Below are 19,777 nucleotides of genomic sequence, written 5' to 3'. Positions count from 1 at the left end.
CGTGCCGGGTCAGCGCACGCCCACCGCCGCGAGCGCGCGGAGCTGGCGCGGGGTCGGGCGGGCCGGGAAGTACAGGTAGCAGACGCCGCCGGTACCGCTCTTGACCTTGCCGTTCGCGTCGTACCGCTTGGTACGCAGCCAGATGTTCTCCCACTCGCGCCGGGCGTAGACCCGGCGTACCTCGGGGTCGCTGGGCGAGGCCGGGTCGTTGGCGATGACGTCGCCGTCGGCGGTGAAGCCGATGACCGTCATCAGATGGCCGGAGGTGCCGTAACCGGCGCCGGTCAGCTCGGTCTTGAGGAAGGACTGGGAGGTGATGGCCGGGATGCCCGCCGCGATCAGGGTCTCCAGGTCGGTGAGCGAGGTCAGCCGGGTCACCACGCCCTGGATGCCGGGGAAGGTGGCCGCGTAGGCCGCGTTGAACGGCCAGTTGCCGCAGCCGGTGTACTGGTGGTCGTAGGTGTACCGGGCCGCGTGGTCGACCTGCGGGTCGGCGTAGGAGGGGTCCACCCAGGCGAGCTGCTCCGGGGTGAGCCGGCCGCCCCAGTACTCGATGATCATCTGCGAGGAGGTCGGACTGCACCACGCCTCGCCGCCGTTGTCGTACTCGGGGTACTGGCCCTTGTGGATCTCCTGCGAGTAGCGCGGTACGGACAGTTCGCGGGCGAGGCCGGGCGTGGAGGCCGGGACGGTGAAGCGGTCGGGGACGTCGGAGCCCATCGCGCCCACCCGCCACACGGTCGGGGTGCGCCGGGTGCCCGGCGTCCGGTACAGGGTGAGGCGCAGCCGGTACGCCACCGCGCGCAGGCCGGTGCTCGCGTCGTCGATGGCGAAGGTGTCGGTCCACACCGAGCTCTTGCCGTCGCTCTGGTCGTCCACCGAGGTCCGCTTGATGTCCTCGTCGCCAGCAGCCCAGCGGCCCATCACGTACCAGGGGGCGGTGGTGCCGTCGGAGTAGGCGGCCTGCAGCTCGATCTGGAGCCAGGTGCCGGCCGGGGTGTCGGCGTTCCAGGACGCGATCAGCTCGGTGGCGGGCACCTGGAGCCGGTGGACCGAGGAGGTCCAGGTGGCGTACTCCCAGGCGGCGGTGGTGCCGGTGTGCGGGTCGGTGTAGTCGGTGCGGCCCTCGGGCACGGCGATGGTGATGCCGGGACGCCGGCCGGCCAGGGTCCGGACACCGCGTCCGGTGCCGCCGCGCCAGTCGGGGTACGTGGTCCAGGCGCGGTTGTCGACGGGACGGGCGGGCGCGCGGCCCGCGTCGTCGGCGTCGGCGGCCGCGGTTGCGGTGGCGGCGGCCGCGGGTACCGTCCCGGCGGCCACCGCGACGGCGACGGCTGCGGCGAGAACGGTTCGGCGGGACGGCTGCTCGGCTCTGCTCATGGGCGCGACTACCCCCAGGTGTCCGGTTCGGGACGGTTCAGGTGCACGGGCGTGCGCCAACTCGGGTGCACGGTTGTGCGCCAACTATGGAGCAGCCGACATGCCCCTGCCAGCACTTCCGCGCATGCCGCGCCCATGAATATTGGTCTTGGCCAATGGCGGCGACCGGCGCCCCGGCATGGCACGGCCCCGGTGCGGGCGGGACGCCGCACACCGGGGCCGTGCCATGGCAGGCTCATGTCACCCGCAGGCCGCCATCCTGTCGTCCAGCGGCTCAGACCAGGTCCATCGCCGCGACCTCGTCGGGGCGGCCGTAGCTGACCGGGCCCTGGAAGCGGCGGCGGGCGGTGGTGAACCACCACACCGTGGCGATGAGCAGCACGGCCGCGAGCGCGATCGGCGCGTAGTTGAAGGAGTCCACGGTGATCGGGGACGCCTGCGGGAGCATGAACAGGACGCTGCTGAGGAGGATCCAGACCACCGCGACCCAGCCGATCGGCCGGCCCCAGCGGCCCAGGTGCCAGGGACCGGGCTGGAAGTCGTCACCGAGCCGGAGCCGCAGGAAGATCGGCACCGCGTAGGCGAGGAACAGTCCGACCACGTTGACGCTGACGATGGCCGTGAACGCCGTGTGGGACCACCAGCCGGGGACCACCAGGGCGAGCGAGCAGGCCACGGCGAGCCAGACCGCCTTGACGGGCGTCCGGGTGCGCGGGGAGACGGAATGCCACCAGCGGGAGCCGGGCATGGCGCCGTCGCGCGAGAAGGCGAAGATCTGCCGGGTGTTGCTGGTGAGGTTGGCCAGCCCGCAGAAGAGCATGGCGCCGATGACGATCAGCAGCATGACCTTGGCGGTGCCGACGCCGAGCCCGTCGATGAGAATCTGGACGGGCGGGGCGTCCGAGCCGGCCACCTTGGTGTAGTCGCTAATGCTGTAGACCAGCGCGAGCATCAGGATCAGGCCGGTGAGCGCCGAATAGCCGATGGCGCGGGTGATCCCCTTGGGGGCGTTGACGGTCGCCTGGACGGTTTCCTCCGACATGTGGAAGCTGCCGTCGAAGCCGGTGAAGGTCCAGCTCGTGACCAGCAGGCCCAGCATGCCGCCGTAAAGGCCGTTGGTGAAGCCGGTGTTGTTCTCGAAATGCGTGACGAACGACGCCGACTGGTGATGATCGGGAATCACGATGAGTGCGCCCACGATCACCACGAGTCCGATCAGCAGCCACCACACGGAAATCCGGTTCAGCACCGCGACGAGCTGGACGGTGTAGGTGTTGGCGAGACCCTGGAGCACGATGATCAGCGCGGTGATCAGCACCGTCTGGTGGGCGGTGGGCTCGTAGGAGGACCACTGCAGGGCGACGAACGCCTGGATGAAGGTGGCGGCCGCGTATCCGGTGGCGGCGGTGCCGCCGATCTGCCCCACGAAGTTCAGCCAGCCGGTGAACCAGGACCAGGCGCCCTTGTGCCGCTTGGCGAGTTTACCGGCGGAGAAATACAGCGCCCCGCTCGTCGGATAGGCGGAGGCGACCTCCGCCATGGCGGCTCCGATGAAGAGCACCATCACCGAGACGCCGATCCAGCCGAACACGAGAATACGGGGACCGCCCGCGTTCAGACCGAATCCGAAGGACGAGAAAATACCCGAGAGGACATTGATGATGGTGAAGGAGATCGCGAAATTGTCGAACGCTTTGAAACGGCGCGTGAGTTTGCGCGGATAACCCATCGCATGCAGGGTCGCGTCGTCGTCGAGCACGACCGGTTCCTCGGCCGCCGAAGCCTTGGCCCGTGGCGGCGATATCCGTTCCGACACTGATCTGCCTTTCTGTTGGGGGGTGGACGCGTGAGGTGCGGTCTCAGGTGGGCCCGGGGACGGGCAGCCCGCAGGCGCGCCGGGCGCGGGAGAGCTGCTCGGCGGGGTCACCGAAGGCGCTCCAGGGCATGCGGGAGGCGTACGGGCCCATCGCCGCGAAGACCGCCCGTGCCTCGAACTCGCTCTGGCCCATCACCAGCGCGTGCGCGAGGTAGGCCAGGTCGAGCACCGGAGTGAAGCGGGAACCGGCCACCGTGGGCAGCCAGTTGCGGTAGGCGGCCAGCGCGGTGGAGCGCCACTGCGGCTGCTCCCAGACCCGGTCGGCGAGCAGCTGGGTCGGGTTGTAGCTCTCCACCAGCGCGACCAGCGGCAGCAACCGGAGCGCGGAGTCGGCGGGGGCCCGCTGGCTGAGGAAGGCGGCCACGTCCCAGGCGGCGTTGACCGTGCCGCCGTGCCGGGTGAAGAAGAAGGAGAGGAAGCGGTGGTGGGCCTCGCGGTGCCAGGGGTCCAGGGACAGGATGTGGGCGAACAGCCGCCAGGGGCCGGGCGGCGCGGTGAGCAGGCCCTGCGGCGCGGGTTCGCGCAGTTGGTGCAGCCGGGTCATGGTCAGCTTGGCGACCCAGGGCGTGGGGTCGCCGGGGGCGAGGGCGGCGGCGCGCTCGCAGGCGGCCAGCGCTATCCGCTCCAGCGCCTCGGCGCGTTCGTCGCGCGCGTCGGCGGCCCGCATCGCGCGCTGCACGGCCACCCGGGCCCACATCAGCGCGGCCTCGGGCGACGGTTCCTCGGCGAGCCAGCGCTCCACCAGGTCGGTACCGGCCGCCTCCGAGGCCAGCACCAGCGAGCGGTGGGCGCGCAGGGCGAAGTCGGACCGGGTCTCGGCCAGGGCCTCGCAGGCGTAGCGGTGACGCCCCGCCCGCACATCGACGCATACGCTCGCCAGGACGCGGTCGTCGGCCGCCGGATGCCAGACGTACTGCCCCTCGAATAACTCCGCGGCCATGCTCCCCTGTCCGTCCCGATACGACGCGTCGCAGTTGTGCAGGACGCACCTTACTCACCGGGCGACACACCTGGAACGCCGAATTTCACATATCGGTCGGCGGATTCCGGGGGAAAATCTCCACCGTTTGCCCCTTGGCCCGCGGACGCCTCGGGAAGGCGCGTTTTCCGGCCCGTCGGGCACCTGGCCCTCACCCCCTACTAGACTGATTCCGGCAGAACTCCCCCACACCGCACCACACCTCGGGAATCACCATTCACGACCTCGCCCGCCGGCTGCGCGCCCTTCCCCCGTCCCTGGGGCCGGTCCGGCTGATCGGTGTCGACGGGCACGCGGGCTCCGGGAAGTCCACCTTCGCCGGACACCTGGCCGCCGCGCTCGGCGGGGCCCCGGTGCTGCACCTGGACGACATCGCCACCCACGAGGAGCTGTTCGCCTGGACCGCCCGCCTGACCGCCCAGGTGATCGAGCCGCTGGGCCGGGGCGAGAGCGCGCGGTACTTCCCCTACGACTGGACCCTGCGCGCCTTCGGCCCGGTCCGCGTCCTGCCGCCCGCTCCCGTGCTCCTGGTCGAGGGTGTCGGCGCCGGGCGCCGGGACATGCGCCCGCATCTGGCGGCCCTGCTGTGGATGGAGCTTCCCGCGCCGGAGTCCTGGGCGCGCGGCCGCCGCCGGGACGGCGAGGCCCAGCGCGCGTTCTGGGACGGCTGGACCGAGGCGGAGCGCACCCACTTCGCCGCCGACCCCTCGCGCCCCCACGCGGACCTGACGGTACGCGCGGCACCCGGGGGGTACGAGGTGCTGCCAGGGCCCGCGAGCCCCCTCCGGCCGGGCTTGGCCGGCCCGGATTCTCACTCACGGTGACGAGTCGTCCGCTGTGTGCTGAACTCGTGAAGACCTATCGCCTCGGAAGTTCGTTCAGGGTCCCAACTCTGCTTGACCCGGCCCCCGTACAGGTCTTACGTTCTCCACACACGGCCCCTCGCGGGTCGTCGCCAGGACACGAAGCCCCCGATCGTTCCCCCGTGATCGGGGGCTTCGTTCTGCCCTCGGCCGGGCTCCGGAGCGCCGCTCGCACCGATTCGATCACCCTCGGTGACCGCGCCCCATGCGCCCCGCATGCTCCCACCTCGTCAAACGCCCTCTGCGGCACCCTTCGGCAGCCGGTGCCCCCACGGGTACGATGCCCTCGGTGCGACCTTCTGGCAGCAGCCTCGCGCACCGGCAACTCCGGTCCGCGGTACAGCGGTTCGACCGCGGCGACCGCCGAGCGCCTGCCCGGCGGGGCAACCAACGGGGGGCACGGTTCGTGGGGGACGTGATGGACTTCGGCACGCAGGGCCCCGAGGCCCCGGCCGACCTCGCCTGGGTGCGAGGCGTGGACGCCTACACGATGGGCGCCTACCCGCAGGCCGAGGAGGAGTTCCGCGCCGCGGCGCGGCTGGACCCGGGGATGGCTGACGCCTGGCTCGGGCTGCACGCGCTCAGGGTCGACACGACCACCGCGCTGCTGCGGATGTTCCGGCACCGCGAACGCTTCGGCGAACAACGCGCCCGGCACCGCCGCTCCCTCAACTCCTGGTACTGGCTGGGCTGGTGGGTGCAGCCGGTGCTGGAGAGCCCCCGCGACCTGCTGCTGGCGCACGCCTCGCACTGGCTGGACGGCCGCCATGTGCCGGAACTGGACCGGGCGCTGGCCGGGCTGCCGCCCGTGGACACCGATCCGCAGGTGCGGTTCCTGCACGCCTGCCGGGCCTACCTGGTCAAGGACTGGGACCAGTTGGTCCGGCACACCGACCCACTGCTGGACGACCCGCTGCTCGGCATAGAGGCGGGCCTGTTCGGCGGCATGGCCCGCGTCCGGCTGGAGACGTACGGGCAGGCCGAGCCGCTGCTCTCCACCGCGCTGATGCGCTGCCGCAGCGAGCAGCCGCAGCGCAAGGAGCTGCGCTACTGGCTGGCCCGCGCCCATGAGGGCACCGGCCGCAGCGCCGCCGCGCTCCCGCTGTACCGGGCCGTGCACCGGGTCGACCCGGCCTTCATGGACACCTCCGCCCGGCTCGCCGCGATCGCCGAGGGCGACGGGTACGACGACCCCGCCGACTTCGCGGCGGTCACCCTGTCCGGTGCCGGCCAGGACACGATGGACGGTCCCGACAGCCTCGACCCCCTCTTCGGCACCGAGGGCCGCGACCTCAGGTTCGCCGAGACGGACCTGCCCACCGGCCCGCTGCCCTCGGCGCCCGACCGCGCGGTCCGCCTCAAGAGCGGGCTCTCCTCCTCCAACCTGCCGGCCGGACCGACCGATCCGGGCTTACTGGAGGAGGCGCTGGCGGAGCTGGAGCGCATGGTGGGCCTGGAGCCCGTCAAACGCCAGGTGAAGGCGCTCTCGGCGCAGCTGAACATGGCCCGGCTGCGCGCCGGGCAGGGGCTCCCGGTGCAGCCGCCGAAACGGCACTTCGTCTTCTCCGGCCCCTCCGGCACCGGCAAGACCACGGTGGCCCGCATCCTCGGCCGGGTCTTCTACGCCCTCGGCCTGCTCGGCGGCGACCACCTGGTGGAGGCCCAGCGGGCCGACCTGGTCGGCGAGTACCTGGGCCAGACCGCGGTGAAGGCGAACGAGCTGATCGACTCGGCCATCGGCGGCGTGCTCTTCGTGGACGAGGCCTACGCGCTCTCCAACTCCGGGTACGGCAAGGGCGACGCGTACGGCGACGAGGCGCTCCAGGTGCTGCTGAAGCGGGCCGAGGACAACCGGGACCACCTGGTGGTGATCCTCGCCGGGTACCCCGAGGGCATGGACCGGCTGCTGGCCGCCAACCCGGGTCTGTCGTCCCGCTTCACCACCCGCGTGGACTTCCCCTCCTACCGCCCCCAGGAACTGACCGAGATCGGCCGGGTGCTGGCGGCGGAGAACGGGGACGCGTGGGACGAGGAGGCGGTGGACGAGCTGCGCTCCATCGCCGGGCACGTGGTCGACCAGGGCTGGATCGACGAGCTGGGCAACGGCAGGTTCCTGCGCACCCTGTACGAGAAGAGCTGCGCGTACCGGGATCTGCGGCTGTCCACCTGTCCGGGCGTCCTCTCCCGCGAGGACCTGGCCACCCTCCGTCTGCCGGACCTGATGCAGGCGTACGGCGAGGTGCTGTCGGGGCGGGCGCCGCAGGACCCGTCGGCGATGTGACGGGCCCCGCGGCGGTCACGGCCTGGGGTCCTTCGTTTGGATCAGGCCGGATCAGGGAGCGGGGTCTGGTGCCGTGCGTCGCAAGGCGGAGGAGGGCGCCATGGCGGAGCCATGGCAACCGACGACAACGCCGCGAGGCGCGGTGCCGGACCCCGCGAGCCCGGCAAGATCCAAACGAGAGGCCCTAGGTGGCCAGTGCCTGCTCCGGGTCCCCGCTCTTGCGCGGCCGGGCCGGGGACGGGCGCAGGGACACCGGTTCCGTCCTCGGGGCGGGCTGAGGGGTGTCCGGGTGGGCCGGGTCGTGGACCTCGCCCACCAGCAGCTCCAGCGCGTCCTCCAGCGCGACCAGGCCCAGCACCCGGCCGGAGGCGTCCGCCACCTGGGCCAGGTGCGTGGCGGCCCGGCGCATGACGGTCAGCGCGTCGTCCAGCGGGAGTTCCGCCCGCATCGTGGCCATCGGACGCCAGACGTGCTGCGGGACGGCGCGGTCGGAGTCCTCCAGGTCGAGGACGTCCTTCACATGCACGTACCCCATGAAGGCGCCGGCGCCCGCGGCCACCGGGAAGCGGGAGTAGCCGGTGCGCGCGGTGAGCTCGACGATCTCCCCCGGGGTCACCGAGGGCGGCACCGTCACGAGGGTCTCGCGCTTGAGGAGCACGTCGGTGACCGGGCGGGAGCCCAGTTCCAGCGCGTCCTCGAGACGCTCCTGCGCCTCGGGGTCCAGCAGCCCGGCCTGGCCCGAGTCCTCCAGCAGGCGGTTGAGCTGCTCGCTGGTGACGACGGCCTCGACCTCGTCCTTGGGCTCGACCCGGAAGAGCCGCAGGATGCCCTGGGCGCAGGCGCCCAGCGCCACGGTGACGGGCCTGCAGATCCGGGCGAAGTACACCAGGCCGGGGCCGAGCCACAGCGCGGCCTTCTCGGGCGCGGCCATGGCAAGGTTCTTCGGCACCATCTCACCGATGACCAGGTGGAAGAAGACCACCGCGGCCAGGGCGATCACATAGCCCAGCGGGTGGATCACACCCTCGGGGACATGGACGGCCTCGAACACCGGCTCCAGCAGATGGGCCACGGTCGGCTCGGCGACCGCGCCCAGGGTCAGCGAGCAGATGGTGATGCCGAACTGGGCGGCCGCCATCATCTGCGGCAGCCGCTCCAGACCGTGCAGCACCTGGCGGGCGCGGGCGGTGCCGACGGGCTCGATCTGGCTGCGCCGGACGGAGACGAGCGCGAACTCGGCACCGACGAAGAATCCGTTGGCGAGCACGAGCACCGCGGCGAAGAGGAGTTGGACGACGCTCATCGGGCGGCCTCCGTCGGCTGGGCGGCGGGCGCCGTCCGGACCAGGCGGACGCGCTCGGCGCGGTAGTGGCGGACCTGGCGCACGGAGAGCCGCCAGCCGGGCAGTTCGGCCCGGTCACCGGGGGCCGGGATACGGCCCAGCAGATCGGCCACGAGCCCGGCGACGGTCTCGTACGGCCCCTCGGGGGCGTCCAGACCGATGCGGGTGAGGACGTCGACACGGCAGCCGCCGTCCACGTCCCACGCGGGGCGGCCGTCCTCGGGCGGGGCGGGGGCGACTTCGGGCACGACCTGGCGGTCGTGCTCGTCGCGGACCTCGCCGACCAGTTCCTCGACGATGTCCTCCAGCGTGACCACGCCCGCGGTGCCGCCGTACTCGTCGACGACGACCGCGATGGGCTGCTCGCTGCGCAGCCGGGTCAGCAGGGGGCGTACCGGCAGGGTCTCGGGGACCAGCAGCGCCTTGCCGGCGATGCGGGCGACCGGGGTGCGCAGGCGCTCGGCGGCCGGGACCGCCAGGGCGTCCTTGAGGTGGACCATGCCCACGATCTCGTCGATCTTCTCCCGGTAGACGGGGAAGCGGGACAGGCCGGTGGCCCGGGTGAGGTTGACGACGTCCTCGGCGGTGGCCGAGTCCTGGAGCGCGCTGACCTTCACCCGCGGGGTCATGACGTGCTGGGCGGTCAGGTCGCCGAGGGACAGGGTGCGGACGAACAGGTCGGCCGTGTCCTGCTCCAGGGCGCCGGCCCGGGCGGAGTGCCGGGCCAGGGAGACCAGCTCGCCGGGGGTGCGGGCGGAGGCCAGCTCGTCGGCGGGCTCGACGCCCAGGGCGCGCACCAGCCGGTTGGCGACGGTGTTCAGCACGGAGATCACCGGCCGGAACAGCCGCGAGAACACGTGCTGCGGGCCGGCGACGAACCGCGCGACCTGGAGCGGCTTGGAGACCGCCCAGTTCTTGGGGACCAGCTCACCGACGACCATCTGGATCGCGGAGGCCAGCAGCATGCCGACCACCACCGCGACACCGGAGGCGGCGCCCTCGGGGACGCCGAGCGCCGCGAGGGGGCCGCCGAGCAGGTCCGCGAGGGCCGGTTCGGCGAGCATGCCGACGACGAGCGAGGTGATGGTGATGCCGAGCTGGGTGCCGGAGAGCTGGAAGGAGAGTTCCTTCAGGGACTCCACGACCGTACGGGCGCGCTTGTCGCCCTCGGCCGCGGCCTGCTCGGCGTCCTGGCGCTCGACGGTGACGAGGCCGAACTCGGCGGCCACGAAGAATCCGTTGGCCAGGATCAGCAGGAAGGCCGCTCCTAGGAGCAGCAGGGGGATGCTCATGATGCCGCCGCCTCCGCGTGCACGCGGGCCGGATGGTCCGCGGTATGTCGGCAGGGGGCGGCGCAGGTACTACAGGACGATCCGTCCATCGCCGGAGAGGGTCACTCCTCGGATAGCAGGGAAAACCTCCGCGCGCCGGGCGTGGCACGACGGAGGCGGAGGCGTGTCGTAAAACGCCTCCGCCAACAGATTAGTCAAGACCGGGGCAGGTGCGGCAAGGGTGACCGCCCCTGAATGGCCCCCGAGACGGGACCCCGAGGGGCCCCGGAGGCCGCGCTCGGCCCGCCGGAGGCTCAGCTCCGGGGGAACTCGGGATCGCGCGGCGCCTGCTGCTCCACCAGAGTGCGCAGGCTCCGCGCGTCGGCGATGGCACGCTGCTTGGCGACGCCGGGCTGGATGCCGAGCGCGGCCAGGCTGGTGCCGTCGCTGAGGTCGAGGAACACCCAGGGGTCGCCCGGACGCAGGTTGACCCCGACGATCTCGGCCCAGGCCAGCTTGCGGCTGCCGGCGATGTTGACGACCGTGACGCCGGACTCGTCGGCGACGACCTTCACCCGCGCCAGCCGGGCCAGCACCCAGGCCATCAGGGCGCCGGTGACGATGAAGCTGAGGCGCTCCCCCGGCCCCATGTCCAGCAGCAGGGCGACGGCGGTGACGACCACGAAGATCGCCAGTCCGGCGGTGAGCAGGATCACGCGCGTGCGTTCCGGCCGGAAGGTGACCGGGAGGGTGGGCTGGGCGGGGGGCTGGGAGAGCTCGGGCATCTGACTCGCGGTTCCTCAGAGACGGCAGGCGTGGATGGCCGTGGTCAGGATGGCCCGGGCCCCGATGGCGTAGAGGTCGTCCATGATCCGCTGGGCGTCCTTGGTGGGGACCATGGCGCGCACGGCGACCCAGCCCTCGTTGTGCAGCGGGGAGACGGTCGGGGACTCCAGGCCCGGCGTGAGCGCGACGGCCTTCTCGAGCTGCTCCACGCGGCAGTCGTAATCCATCATCACGTAGGTCCGCGCGACCAGGACGCCCTGGAGGCGGCGGAGGAACTGCTCGACCTTGGGCTCGTCGGTGTCGGCGCCGGTGCGGCGGATCACGACGGCCTCGGACTTCATGATGGGCTCGCCGAAGACCTCGAGCCCGGCGTTGCGCAGCGAGGTGCCGGTCTCCACCACGTCCGCGATGATCTCCGCCACGCCCAGCTCGATCGCGGTCTCCACCGCGCCGTCGAGGTGGACCACGGAGGCGTCGATGGCGTTGTCCGCGAGGTGGCGGGCGACGATGCCCTCGTAGGAGGTGGCGACCGTACGGCCCTTGAGGTCGGCCGTGCCGGTGAAGGTGCCGGGGCGGGCCGCGAAGTGGAAGGTGGAGCGGGCGAAGCCGAGCGGGAGGATCTCCTCCGCGCCGGCGCCGGAGTCGATCAGCAGGTCCCGGCCGGTGATGCCGATGTCGAGCTGCCCGGAGGAGACGTAGATCGCGATGTCCCGGGGGCGGAGGTAGAAGAACTCGACCTCGTTCACCGGGTCCACGGTGCGCAGTTCCTTGGACTCCCGCCGCTGCCGGTAGCCGGCCTCATGCAGCATGTCCCCCGCAGGTCCGGACAGGGAACCCTTGTTGGGGACGGCGATGCGCAGCATGAGGTCGGCTTCCTTCGTGTGACGGGGTGGTGCGACGGGTTCGGCGTACGGGGCGACGGATCACAGATGGGCGTAGACGTCGTCCAGCGAGATGCCGCGGGCGACCATCATCACCTGGACGTGGTAGAGCAGCTGCGAGATCTCCTCGGCGGCGGCTTCCTTGCCCTCGTACTCGGCGGCCATCCAGACCTCGGCGGCCTCCTCGACGACCTTCTTGCCGATGGCATGGACGCCCTTGCCCACCAGTTCGGCGGTGCGGGAGGTGGCGGGGTCGCCGGTGGCTGCCTTGTGCTGGAGCTCGGTGAAGAGCTCCTCGAACGTCTTATTGGACATGGTGGTCCTCAGCCTACGCGGTCCGGGCGGGGTCTCAGTGCCAGGGTTCGGAGACCGAACGGAGCGTGGCGGCCGTGGCCACGGCCGCGGTGACCGCCTCGTGGCCCTTGTCCTCGCTGGAGCCCTCGATGCCGGCGCGGTCCAGGGCCTGCTCCTCGGTGTCGCAGGTGAGGACGCCGAAGCCGACGGGGACGCCGGTCTGCACCGAGACCTGGGTGAGGCCCTGGGCGACGCCCTGGCACACGTAGTCGAAGTGGGGGGTGCCGCCGCGGATGACGACGCCGAGGGCGACCACGGCGTGGTAGCCGCGGTCGGCCAGGACCTTGGCGGCGACGGGGAGTTCGAAGCTGCCGGGGACCCTGATCAGGGTCGGCTCGTCGATCCCCAGGTCGTGCAGGGCGCGCAGGGCGCCGTTCACCAGACCGTCCATCACCTTCTCGTGCCACTGCGCCGCGATGACGGCGACCCTGAGGTCGCTGACGTTGCGTACGGACAGTTCCGGTGCACCCTTGCCGCTCACGTTGCTCCTTCGCGCTGTTCGCTCTGTTGTCGCTTGCTGGATCGCTTACTGGTTGCCGCAGGTGGACACGGCGGGGGTGTCCAGCCAGGGCAGGTCATGGCCCATCCGGTCGCGCTTGGTGCGCAGGTACCGGACGTTGTGCTCGTCGGCGTGGACCGGCATCGGCTCGCGGCCGGTGACCTGGATGCCGTGCCGGGTGAGCGCGTCGGTCTTGTCGGGGTTGTTGGTCATCAGGCGCACGTCGCGCACGCCGAGGTCGGCCAGGATCTGGGCGCCGGCCGCGTAGTCGCGGGCGTCGGCGGGCAGGCCGAGTTCGAGGTTGGCGTCGAGGGTGTCCCGGCCGCGCTCCTGGAGTTCGTAGGCGCGCAGCTTGGACAGCAGGCCGATGCCGCGTCCCTCGTGGCCGCGCAGGTAGACGACGACTCCCCGGCCCTCGGCGTGGATGCGGGCGAGGGCGGCGTCGAGCTGGGGGCCGCAGTCGCAGCGCAGGGAGGCGAAGACGTCGCCGGTGAGGCACTCGGAGTGGACGCGGGCGAGCACGCCGGTGCCGTCACCGATGTCGCCGTGGACGAGGGCGACGTGTTCGACGCCGTCCGGGGCCCGGTAGCCGTAGGCGGTGAAGGTGCCGTGCCGGGTGGGCAGGCTCGTCTCGGCCTCGCGGCGGACGGTGGGCGCGACGGCGAGGGGAGCTGTCCCGGGCTGCTCGGCCTCGGCCTCGGCCTCGGGGGCGCGCAGGTGGGTGACGAGGTCCGCGATGGAGATGATCGTCAGCCCGTGCTTGCGGGCGAACGGGATCAGCTCGGGCAGCCGCAGCATGCGGCCGTCCTCCCCGGCGATCTCCACGATGGCTCCGGCGGGGCGCAGTCCGGCGAGGCGGGCGAGGTCGACGGCGGCCTCGGTGTGGCCGTCGCGGACCAGGACGCCGCCCTCGCGGGCGCGCAGCGGGAAGATGTGGCCCGGGCGGACCAGGTCGGCGGGCTGGGCGGTGCCGCTCGCCAGCAGCTTCAGGGTGGTGGCGCGGTCGGTGGCGGAGATGCCGGTGGTCACGCCGTGCGCGGGCGAGGCGTCCACGGAGACGGTGAAGGCGGTCTTCATCGACTCGGTGTTGTCCTCGACCATCTGCGGCAGCCGCAGCCGGTCGAGTTCGGCGGCCTCCATGGGGGCGCAGATCAGGCCCCGGCACTCGCTCATCATGAAGGCGACGATCTCGGGGGTGACCTTCTCGGCGGCGATGACGAGGTCGCCCTCGTTCTCGCGGTCCTCGTCGTCCACGACCACCACGGGCCGGCCCGCGGCGATGTCGGCGACGGCCTGCTCGACGGGGTCGAGGCGGAGGTCTTCGATGCTGTCACCGGGGTGCAGCGGGGGTGCCGAGGTCATGCGGGCGTTCCTTCCAGGACGGGCCGCGCGTTCCTGCGGGAGCGCAGCCACCAGTCGCGCATGCCCCACAGGACGAGCGCGCCGTAGATCACGTAGACGAAGCCGGAGAAGGCGTAGCCGTTGGCGAAGTTCAGCGGGACGCCGACGACGTCGACGAGCAGCCAGGCGATCCAGAACTCGACCATGCCCTTGGCCTGGGCGTACATGGCGACGATGGTGCCGACGAAGATGTACGCGTCGGGCCAGGGGTCCCAGGACAGGGACGGGTACGCCGTGAAGAGCAGCGCGACGGCGACGGTGCCGGCGGCGGCCGCCACGATCATGGCGGCGCGTTCGCGCCAGGTGGCGAAGCGGGGGGCGATGTGGCCGTCGGCCGCCTTGCCGCGGCTGCGGCTCCACTGCCAGAAGCCGTAGACGGCGACGGCCATGACGACGACCTGTTTGCCCGCGCTGCCGGCGAGGTGGCCGTAGAAGGCGGCGAAGAGGATCAGGCCGGAGACGAACTGGACCGGCCAGGTCACGAGCGAGCGGCGCCAGCCGAGCGCGAGGGCGGCCAGTCCGAAGAGGTTGCCGATCATGTCCGACCAGAGGATGTGCTGGCCGAAGAGGGTGAACGCCTCGGTGTTGAGCGAGTTCACGCGCCTGCCTCCCGTCCGGCCGCGAGCAGCCGCTCGACGTACTTGGCGATGACGTCGACCTCGAGGTTGACCGGGTCGCCGGGCTGCTTGTGCCCGAGCGTGGTCAGGGCGAGCGTGGTGGGGATGAGGCTGACGGTGAAGAAGTCGGGGCCCGCCTCGACCACGGTGAGGCTGATGCCGTCGACCGTGATGGAGCCCTTCTCCACGACGTAGCGGGAGAGGCTGGCGGGGAGCGAGATCCTCACGATCTCCCAGTGCTCGGACGGGGTACGGGCGAGCACCTCGCCGGAGCCGTCGACGTGGCCCTGCACGATGTGGCCGCCGAGGCGGGCGCCGACGGCGGTGGGGCGTTCGAGGTTGACGCGGGAGCCCACAGCGAGGGCGCCGAGGCTGGAGCGCTTGAGGGTCTCCGCCATCACGTCGGCGGTGAACTCGTCACCCTCGTGGTCGACCACGGTGAGACAGACGCCGTTGACGGCGATGGAGTCGCCGTGCCGCGCGCCTTCGGTGACGACGGGGCCACGGAGCCGGAAACGGGAGGCGTCGCCGAGGTTCTCGACGGCGGTGACCTCGCCCAGCTCTTCCACGATTCCGGTGAACACGTCCCCGGTCCTCCTGCCTCTTCGGGCACGGACTCCGGGGGCCGGTCGATGACGACGGCATGGACGAGGGGAATGCACCGGGTCACGACGCCGAGAGGGACCCGTCCCGAGGGACGAGACCTGATACGGCGGCGTGCATGGTGATGCCCGCCCGCCGCGCACTGCCTCCCATCCGGACTTTAACCGTCGGTCCAGGAATTTCACCTGGTCAACCGGCCGCTGGAAGCGGCCGGGTCGCGGACTGTAACCGCCGGTTCGGACTTTCACCGACCCCGGAGTGCGCTGCTTCTGGTACACCGCAAGTCTGCCACGCCCGCCGGTCGGCCATACAGGGGGCCGGTGTGGGCTGCCTCACAGGCACACCGTTCGGGTGAGCGACCGGCACAACACCCCCACCTCGCCAGGGAATTGAGCTTGGTCCGGACCTATTGACCGGAGTGGTCTAGTCCTTTTATGGTGCGACCGGACCCGGCGGCGGTGACGAAGGCCCTTGCCCGCCGCCGGGTCACCCCAGCCGATGTCACATCCGCCGGGGCCCCAGCCGTCCTGGTCGCGGGGCGTGCCGGACGGCCCGCCCGGGACCTTCGGGAAGGCGAGCGGCGATGACCACGATCCTGGTGACGGGCGGCACCGGCACACTCGGCCGGCTGTTGACGGAGAGGCTGCGGGCGGACGGCCACGAGGTACGGGTGCTCAGCCGGCACAGCGAGCCGCACGCGGTCGATCTGCGCAGGGGCGGGCCCGCGCTGGACGCGGCCCTCGCGGGTGCGGAGACCGTGGTGCACTGCGCCAGCTCGCCGGGCGGCGGCGACGAGAAGGCCGCGGGCCGGCTGATCCCGGCCGCGCTGCGGGCCGGGGTGGCGCACCTGGTGTACATCTCCATCGTCGGCGTGGACCGGGTACCGCTGCCCTACTACCGCGCCAAACTCGCGGTGGAGCGCCGGATCGAGGAGTCCGGGACCGGCTGGACCGTGCTGCGCGCGACCCAGTTCCACGACCTGATGGCCACCTTCCTCGGCACACTCACCGCACCCCCGCTGGCCCTCCTCCCGGCCGGCCTGTCCGACCAGCCGGTGGAGGTCTGCGAAGTGGCCGCCCGCCTGGCGGAGCTGGCCGTCGCCACCCCCTCGGGCCGCGTCCCCGACCTGGGCGGCCCCGAGATCCGCTCCGTCCCCTCCCTGGCCCGTGCCTACCTCGACGCCACGGGCGGACACCGCCGCCTGCTGGAGGTCCCCCTGTTCGGCCGGACGTACGGCGCCTTCCGCGCGGGCGGCCACCTGGCACCGGAACGGGCGGTGGGCAAGGGGACGTTCGAGGAGTACCTGGCGCGCCGGTTCGGCTGAGGTCGCCGTGCGCCGGAGAGGTGGCGCGGCCAAGGGTGACGTGAACGGCTCTTCGAGGACTGCCGCTCGCTGGCTACGTTGTCCCCCTGGGGGGCGTTCCCGGCGCGCCTACGGAGGAGGTGGTCCGCGTGGTGGTCGCGTCGGCGGGCGTGGCGCTGGTCCTGGCGTGGTCGGTCACCGTGCTGGTCCGCCGCGACCGGCGCCGCTCGCCCGGCAGCCCCGAGGCCCTGCGGATCGAGGCCGCGGCGACGCGGGGGCTGCGCGACGCCCGGCGCCGGGCCCACGCCTTCCACCACTTCGGCGACATCGACGGCGTGAGCGCCCTGCGGGACCGCGACTGAACCCTGCTACGGAGCGAACAGGTCGTCCTGCGCCCGGTCGCGGGCCGTCAGCAGGGCGCCGCGCAGGACGGCGGTGCCGCCGAGCGTGCCGGCCCGGACCTCGGTGGGCAGGGGGGACAGGCGCTTCAGGCGGGCGGCGACGCGTGCCGCGAGGGGTTCGCCGCCGGCCTGGCCGACCTCGCCCCCGAGGACGACGCAGCCGGGGTCGAGGACGGCGGTGACGGCGGCGGTGCCGATCGCGAGGCGGTCGGCCAGGGTGTCGAGGAAGCGGGTGGCGGCTTCGTTCCCGGCGGCCACCGCCCGGGCGACCAGCCGGGCCGCGCCCGGCCCGTCCAGCGGGACCTCGGCCGGGAGGCCGTGTTCCCGGGCCAGGGCGCCGATCGCGGCGGCGCCCGCCAGGGCGTGGAAGCCGCCGTCGCAGTCGGTGGCGGAGGGCAGCGAGCCGGTGCCGGGGACGGGCAGGAAGCCGATCTCACCGGTACCGCCGGAGGCACCCCGGCGGAGCCGGCCGTCCAGGACGACGGCCGCGCCGACCCCGTGCCCGAGCCACAGCAGCACGAACGTGTCCCGGTCCCGGGCGGCGCCCTCGCGCTGCTCGGCGAGGGCCGCCAGGTTGGTCTCGTTCTCGACGGTGACCCGCGCCTTCGGCAGGTGCCGCTGGAGCGCGGCGACCAGACTGCGGTGCCACGCGGGCAGCCCGCTGGAGTCCCGCAGGTCACCCGTGGCGGGGTCCACCAGACCGGGCGCGCCGATGCCGACGGTGTGCAGCCCCGCCCACGCGTCCGGCCCCGCCGTGCGCGCCGCCTCCTCCACGGCCGCGACCGCCTGCTCGACGGCCGGCCCGGTGCCGCCCCCGGCGTCGATCGGTACGGCCACCTCCGCGAGCACCCGCCCGACCAGGTCGGAGACGAGCACCAGGACTCCCCCGGTGCGCACGTCGAGGGCGGCCAGATGGGCGCGGTCGGCGGCGATGCCGTACAGCCGGGCGTTGGGACCCCGGCGCTGCTCCCCCGACTCCCCCACCACCCGGATCAGACCGGAGACGGTGAGGCGTTCGACGAGGTCGCTCACGGTGGGCCGGGACAGTCCGGTGAGCTGCTTGAGCTGACCCGCCGTCAGCGGGCCCTCCTGCTGCAGCAGCCGCAGGGCGAGCCGGTCGTTGATGGCCCGTGCGGTGCTCGGTGATGCGGGCATGACGGGAATCCTCCCAGAAGCGGGCTGCCGGAGGCACTCTATCTATCAGGCAGGGTCCCTGATAGTTTGCGCGGGTGCCGAGGACGGTACAGCGGGCGACTCCCTGGGGAGGGACGTGAAGATGGGTGACGTGAGCCGGCCGGCCGGGGAGGTCAGGCGCGCCCGGTACGCCGTGGCGGCCGTGTTCGCCGTGCACGGGGCGGTGACGGGCTCCTTCGCCACCCGGGTGCCCTGGATTCAGGACCACGCCGGGCTGAGCGCGGGCCAGCTCGGGTTCGCCCTGGCCTTCACCGCGCTCGGCGCCTCCTGCGCGATGCCGCTGGCCGGCCGGATCAGCCACCGCTTCGGCAGTCGTACGGCCCTGCGGGGGCTGCTCGCGCTGTGGACGCTCTCCCTGGTGCTGCCCTCGCTGGCGCCGAACCTGCTCACGCTGTGCCTGGGGATGTTCGCCTACGGTGCCGCCTCCGGCATGGCGGACGTGGTGATGAACGCGCTCGGCGTGGAGATCGAGCGGCTGCTCGGCAAGTCGATCATGTCGGGGCTGCACGGCATGTGGAGCACGGGCGCGCTGATCGGCTCGGCGGCGGGCACACTGGCCGCGCATCTCGGCTCGGACGCCCGGCTGCACCATCTGCTGGCCGCCGCCGTCCTCACCCTGCTGGGCCAGCTGGCCTGCGCCTGGGTGCTGGACGTGCAGCCCGCCGAGGACGAGGAGCCGCCGCCGAGGTTCGCGCTGCCGCCCCGCTCGGCCCTGCTGATCGGCGCGGTCGGCTTCTGCGCCGTGTTCGCGGAAGGGGCGAGCCTGGACTGGTCCGCGGTGTTCCTGCGGGACCGGCTGGACGGCTCGCCGGGCCTGGCGGCGGCGACCACGACCGGGTTCATGCTGACCATGGCCATCGCCCGGATCGCCGGGGACGCGGTGGTGAACCGCTTCGGCGCGGTGCGCACGGTCCGGGCGGGCGGCCTGCTCGCCGGAGCGGGCGGACTGCTGGTGGTCCTCGCGGACCGGCCCCCGCTGGCCATGACCGGCTTCGCGCTGATGGGGCTCGGCATCGCGGTGGTCGTCCCGCTGTGCTTCGCGGCGGCCGGGCACTCGGGGCCCAACCCGAGCCAGGCCATCGCGGGCGTGGCCACGATCACCTACACCTCGGGGCTGATCGCGCCGAGCCTGATCGGCGGGGTGGCGCAGGCGACCAGTCTGACCGTGTCGTTCGTCGTGGTGACCGTGCTGGCGTGCGCCCTGGCCGGGTTCGCGGGCGTGCTGCGCACCGCTGAGCGCGGGGGCGGCGGCGAGGTCAGCCGGCGGGCCGCAGCAGTTCCCGGCCCGCCTGCCTGAACCCCTCGCTCCAAGGCGCGGGCCGCAGCGTGACCGCGTCCAGCCGGACCAGGACGCGGGTGCCGCGCGCGTAGGTCGTGGCGCCGTCGGCCGAGCAGAGCCGGAAGCCGTAGGTGAGGCCGGTGGTGCCGAGCCGCTCCAGCCAGAGGTGGACGGCGTAGGCGCCGGGGCGGGTGACGGGCGCCTCATAGCCGATGACGAGTTCGCGGACCGCGGTGCAGGCGTCCCCGGCCGCCGCCCAGTCGCCGTCGAAGCGGACCCCGCGGGCGCTCCACAGCTCGGTCCAGGCGCGCTCCACCAGCAGCGGGTAGCGGGCGTTGTGCAGCAGCCCGAGCGCGTCCAGGTCGTCGAAGTGCACGGCGACGGGGACGAGTTGGCCGTACGGGACGGTGGGGGTGGTCGGGGCTTCGGCGGTCACGGGCGGGGCTCCTGGGCACGGCGGGCGGGGC

Annotated in this window: 18 protein-coding genes, 1 pseudogene and 1 riboswitch; of the genes and pseudogenes, 5 read left to right on the top strand and 14 right to left on the bottom strand. The window is 72.7% G+C overall.

Going from position 1 to position 19,777, the window contains the following annotated elements; translation table 11 throughout:
* Window positions 1-9 precede the first annotated feature (9 nt).
* The 3 genes from EV284_RS30840 to EV284_RS30830 all read right to left on the bottom strand — a co-directional run bounded on the left by EV284_RS30840 (window position 10) and on the right by EV284_RS30830 (window position 4,196).
* Entirely contained in the window at window positions 10-1,380 is a 1,371-nt protein-coding gene (locus tag EV284_RS30840) for a peptidase C39 family protein (protein ID WP_130339963.1), read from the bottom strand.
* Between the two features lie 274 nt (window positions 1,381-1,654).
* Entirely contained in the window at window positions 1,655-3,196 is a 1,542-nt protein-coding gene (locus EV284_RS30835; protein ID WP_130339961.1) for an amino acid permease, read from the bottom strand.
* Between the two features lie 43 nt (window positions 3,197-3,239).
* Window positions 3,240-4,196 carry a hypothetical protein gene (locus EV284_RS30830; protein WP_130339959.1) on the bottom strand — a complete coding sequence of 319 codons (957 nt, stop codon included), beginning with the start codon at window positions 4,194-4,196 and terminating at the stop codon, window positions 3,240-3,242.
* Window positions 4,197-4,450: 254 nt separating this feature from the next.
* On the opposite strand from EV284_RS30830, the pseudogene EV284_RS30825 reads away from it, so the two are divergent.
* Together EV284_RS30825 and EV284_RS30820 are read left to right on the top strand one after the other, a co-directional pair.
* Window positions 4,451-5,081: pseudogene (locus EV284_RS30825) on the top strand (hypothetical protein).
* Between the two features lie 435 nt (window positions 5,082-5,516).
* Window positions 5,517-7,379, top strand: coding sequence for an AAA family ATPase (locus tag EV284_RS30820; RefSeq protein WP_130340075.1), 1,863 nt, complete (start codon window positions 5,517-5,519; stop codon window positions 7,377-7,379).
* Window positions 7,380-7,563: 184 nt separating this feature from the next.
* Here EV284_RS30820 and EV284_RS30810 read toward each other — a convergent pair whose 3' ends face one another.
* From EV284_RS30810 to EV284_RS30770, 9 genes are all read right to left on the bottom strand, one after another.
* A complete protein-coding gene (locus EV284_RS30810) occupies window positions 7,564-8,682 on the bottom strand; it encodes a hemolysin family protein (protein WP_130339957.1) in 1,119 nt (372 codons plus the stop codon).
* The gene (locus EV284_RS30805; protein WP_130339955.1) at window positions 8,679-10,013 is read right to left on the bottom strand and encodes a hemolysin family protein; all 1,335 of its coding nucleotides are present in this window, start codon (window positions 10,011-10,013) and stop codon (window positions 8,679-8,681) included. Before EV284_RS30805 ends, EV284_RS30810 begins: the two co-directional genes overlap by 4 nt.
* Window positions 10,014-10,306: 293 nt before the next feature.
* Window positions 10,307-10,777, bottom strand: coding sequence for a PH domain-containing protein (locus EV284_RS30800; protein ID WP_130339953.1), 471 nt, complete (start codon window positions 10,775-10,777; stop codon window positions 10,307-10,309).
* Window positions 10,778-10,792: 15 nt separating this feature from the next.
* Complete coding sequence (gene hisG, locus EV284_RS30795; RefSeq protein WP_130339951.1) at window positions 10,793-11,641, bottom strand: ATP phosphoribosyltransferase; 849 nt, start codon at window positions 11,639-11,641, stop codon at window positions 10,793-10,795.
* A gap of 60 nt (window positions 11,642-11,701) precedes the next feature.
* A complete protein-coding gene (locus EV284_RS30790) occupies window positions 11,702-11,974 on the bottom strand; it encodes a phosphoribosyl-ATP diphosphatase (RefSeq protein WP_006378313.1) in 273 nt (90 codons plus the stop codon).
* Window positions 11,975-12,008: 34 nt separating this feature from the next.
* Window positions 12,009-12,494 carry a 6,7-dimethyl-8-ribityllumazine synthase gene (gene ribH / locus EV284_RS30785; RefSeq protein WP_030810496.1) on the bottom strand — a complete coding sequence of 162 codons (486 nt, stop codon included), beginning with the start codon at window positions 12,492-12,494 and terminating at the stop codon, window positions 12,009-12,011.
* A gap of 45 nt (window positions 12,495-12,539) precedes the next feature.
* Window positions 12,540-13,874 (bottom strand): bifunctional 3,4-dihydroxy-2-butanone-4-phosphate synthase/GTP cyclohydrolase II, encoded by a 1,335-nt coding sequence (locus EV284_RS30780; RefSeq protein WP_130339949.1) that lies wholly within the window; start codon window positions 13,872-13,874, stop codon window positions 12,540-12,542.
* A complete protein-coding gene (locus tag EV284_RS30775) occupies window positions 13,871-14,512 on the bottom strand; it encodes a nicotinamide mononucleotide transporter family protein (protein ID WP_130339947.1) in 642 nt (213 codons plus the stop codon). Before EV284_RS30775 ends, EV284_RS30780 begins: the two co-directional genes overlap by 4 nt.
* Window positions 14,509-15,114, bottom strand: coding sequence for a riboflavin synthase (locus EV284_RS30770; protein WP_130339945.1), 606 nt, complete (start codon window positions 15,112-15,114; stop codon window positions 14,509-14,511). The genes EV284_RS30775 and EV284_RS30770 overlap by 4 nt, the downstream gene beginning before the upstream one ends.
* Before the next feature lie 154 nt (window positions 15,115-15,268).
* Window positions 15,269-15,399: riboswitch (FMN riboswitch) on the bottom strand.
* 317 nt (window positions 15,400-15,716) lie between these two features.
* On the opposite strand from EV284_RS30770, the gene EV284_RS30765 reads away from it, so the two are divergent.
* Both EV284_RS30765 and EV284_RS30760 read left to right on the top strand, forming a co-directional pair.
* Window positions 15,717-16,457: an NAD(P)H-binding protein gene (locus EV284_RS30765; protein ID WP_130339943.1), complete on the top strand. Its 741-nt coding sequence runs from the start codon at window positions 15,717-15,719 to the stop codon at window positions 16,455-16,457.
* 128 nt (window positions 16,458-16,585) lie between these two features.
* Complete coding sequence (locus EV284_RS30760; RefSeq protein WP_130339941.1) at window positions 16,586-16,798, top strand: hypothetical protein; 213 nt, start codon at window positions 16,586-16,588, stop codon at window positions 16,796-16,798.
* 6 nt (window positions 16,799-16,804) lie between these two features.
* Here the strand turns inward: EV284_RS30760 and EV284_RS30755 are convergent, their stop codons facing one another.
* On the bottom strand, window positions 16,805-17,992 hold the full coding sequence (locus EV284_RS30755; protein ID WP_130339939.1) for an ROK family transcriptional regulator: 1,188 nt from the start codon (window positions 17,990-17,992) through the stop codon (window positions 16,805-16,807).
* 121 nt (window positions 17,993-18,113) lie between these two features.
* Here EV284_RS30755 and EV284_RS30750 point away from each other — a divergent pair, with 121 nt between their 5' ends.
* The gene (locus EV284_RS30750) at window positions 18,114-19,328 is read left to right on the top strand and encodes an MFS transporter (RefSeq protein WP_130339937.1); all 1,215 of its coding nucleotides are present in this window, start codon (window positions 18,114-18,116) and stop codon (window positions 19,326-19,328) included.
* Here EV284_RS30750 and EV284_RS30745 read toward each other — a convergent pair.
* Window positions 19,288-19,746, bottom strand: coding sequence for an acyl-CoA thioesterase (locus tag EV284_RS30745; protein ID WP_130339935.1), 459 nt, complete (start codon window positions 19,744-19,746; stop codon window positions 19,288-19,290). The genes EV284_RS30750 and EV284_RS30745 overlap by 41 nt on opposite strands.
* Between the last annotated feature and the right edge of the window lie 31 nt (window positions 19,747-19,777).

Origin of the sequence: Streptomyces sp. BK022 (assembly GCF_004217355.1) — a bacterium.
Taxonomy (GTDB): Bacteria; Actinomycetota; Actinomycetes; order Streptomycetales; family Streptomycetaceae; genus Streptomyces; species Streptomyces griseoluteus.
The sequence above is the reverse complement of the archived record's forward strand: the minus strand, read 5'-3'. Positions and strand labels throughout refer to the sequence as shown.

Coding starts and splice junctions, on each gene's coding strand:
- EV284_RS30810 (WP_130339957.1), bottom strand. CDS start 8,682: ATGAGCGTCGTCCAACTCCTCTTCGCCGCGGTGCTCGTGCTCGCCAAC.
- EV284_RS30805 (WP_130339955.1), bottom strand. CDS start 10,013: ATGAGCATCCCCCTGCTGCTCCTAGGAGCGGCCTTCCTGCTGATCCTG.
- EV284_RS30820 (WP_130340075.1), top strand. CDS start 5,517: ATGGACTTCGGCACGCAGGGCCCCGAGGCCCCGGCCGACCTCGCCTGG.
- EV284_RS30750 (WP_130339937.1), top strand. CDS start 18,114: ATGGGTGACGTGAGCCGGCCGGCCGGGGAGGTCAGGCGCGCCCGGTAC.
- EV284_RS30830 (WP_130339959.1), bottom strand. CDS start 4,196: ATGGCCGCGGAGTTATTCGAGGGGCAGTACGTCTGGCATCCGGCGGCC.
- EV284_RS30765 (WP_130339943.1), top strand. CDS start 15,717: ATGACCACGATCCTGGTGACGGGCGGCACCGGCACACTCGGCCGGCTG.
- EV284_RS30800 (WP_130339953.1), bottom strand. CDS start 10,777: ATGCCCGAGCTCTCCCAGCCCCCCGCCCAGCCCACCCTCCCGGTCACC.
- EV284_RS30780 (WP_130339949.1), bottom strand. CDS start 13,874: ATGACCTCGGCACCCCCGCTGCACCCCGGTGACAGCATCGAAGACCTC.
- hisG (WP_130339951.1), bottom strand. CDS start 11,641: ATGCTGCGCATCGCCGTCCCCAACAAGGGTTCCCTGTCCGGACCTGCG.
- EV284_RS30755 (WP_130339939.1), bottom strand. CDS start 17,992: ATGCCCGCATCACCGAGCACCGCACGGGCCATCAACGACCGGCTCGCC.
- EV284_RS30840 (WP_130339963.1), bottom strand. CDS start 1,380: ATGAGCAGAGCCGAGCAGCCGTCCCGCCGAACCGTTCTCGCCGCAGCC.
- EV284_RS30790 (WP_006378313.1), bottom strand. CDS start 11,974: ATGTCCAATAAGACGTTCGAGGAGCTCTTCACCGAGCTCCAGCACAAG.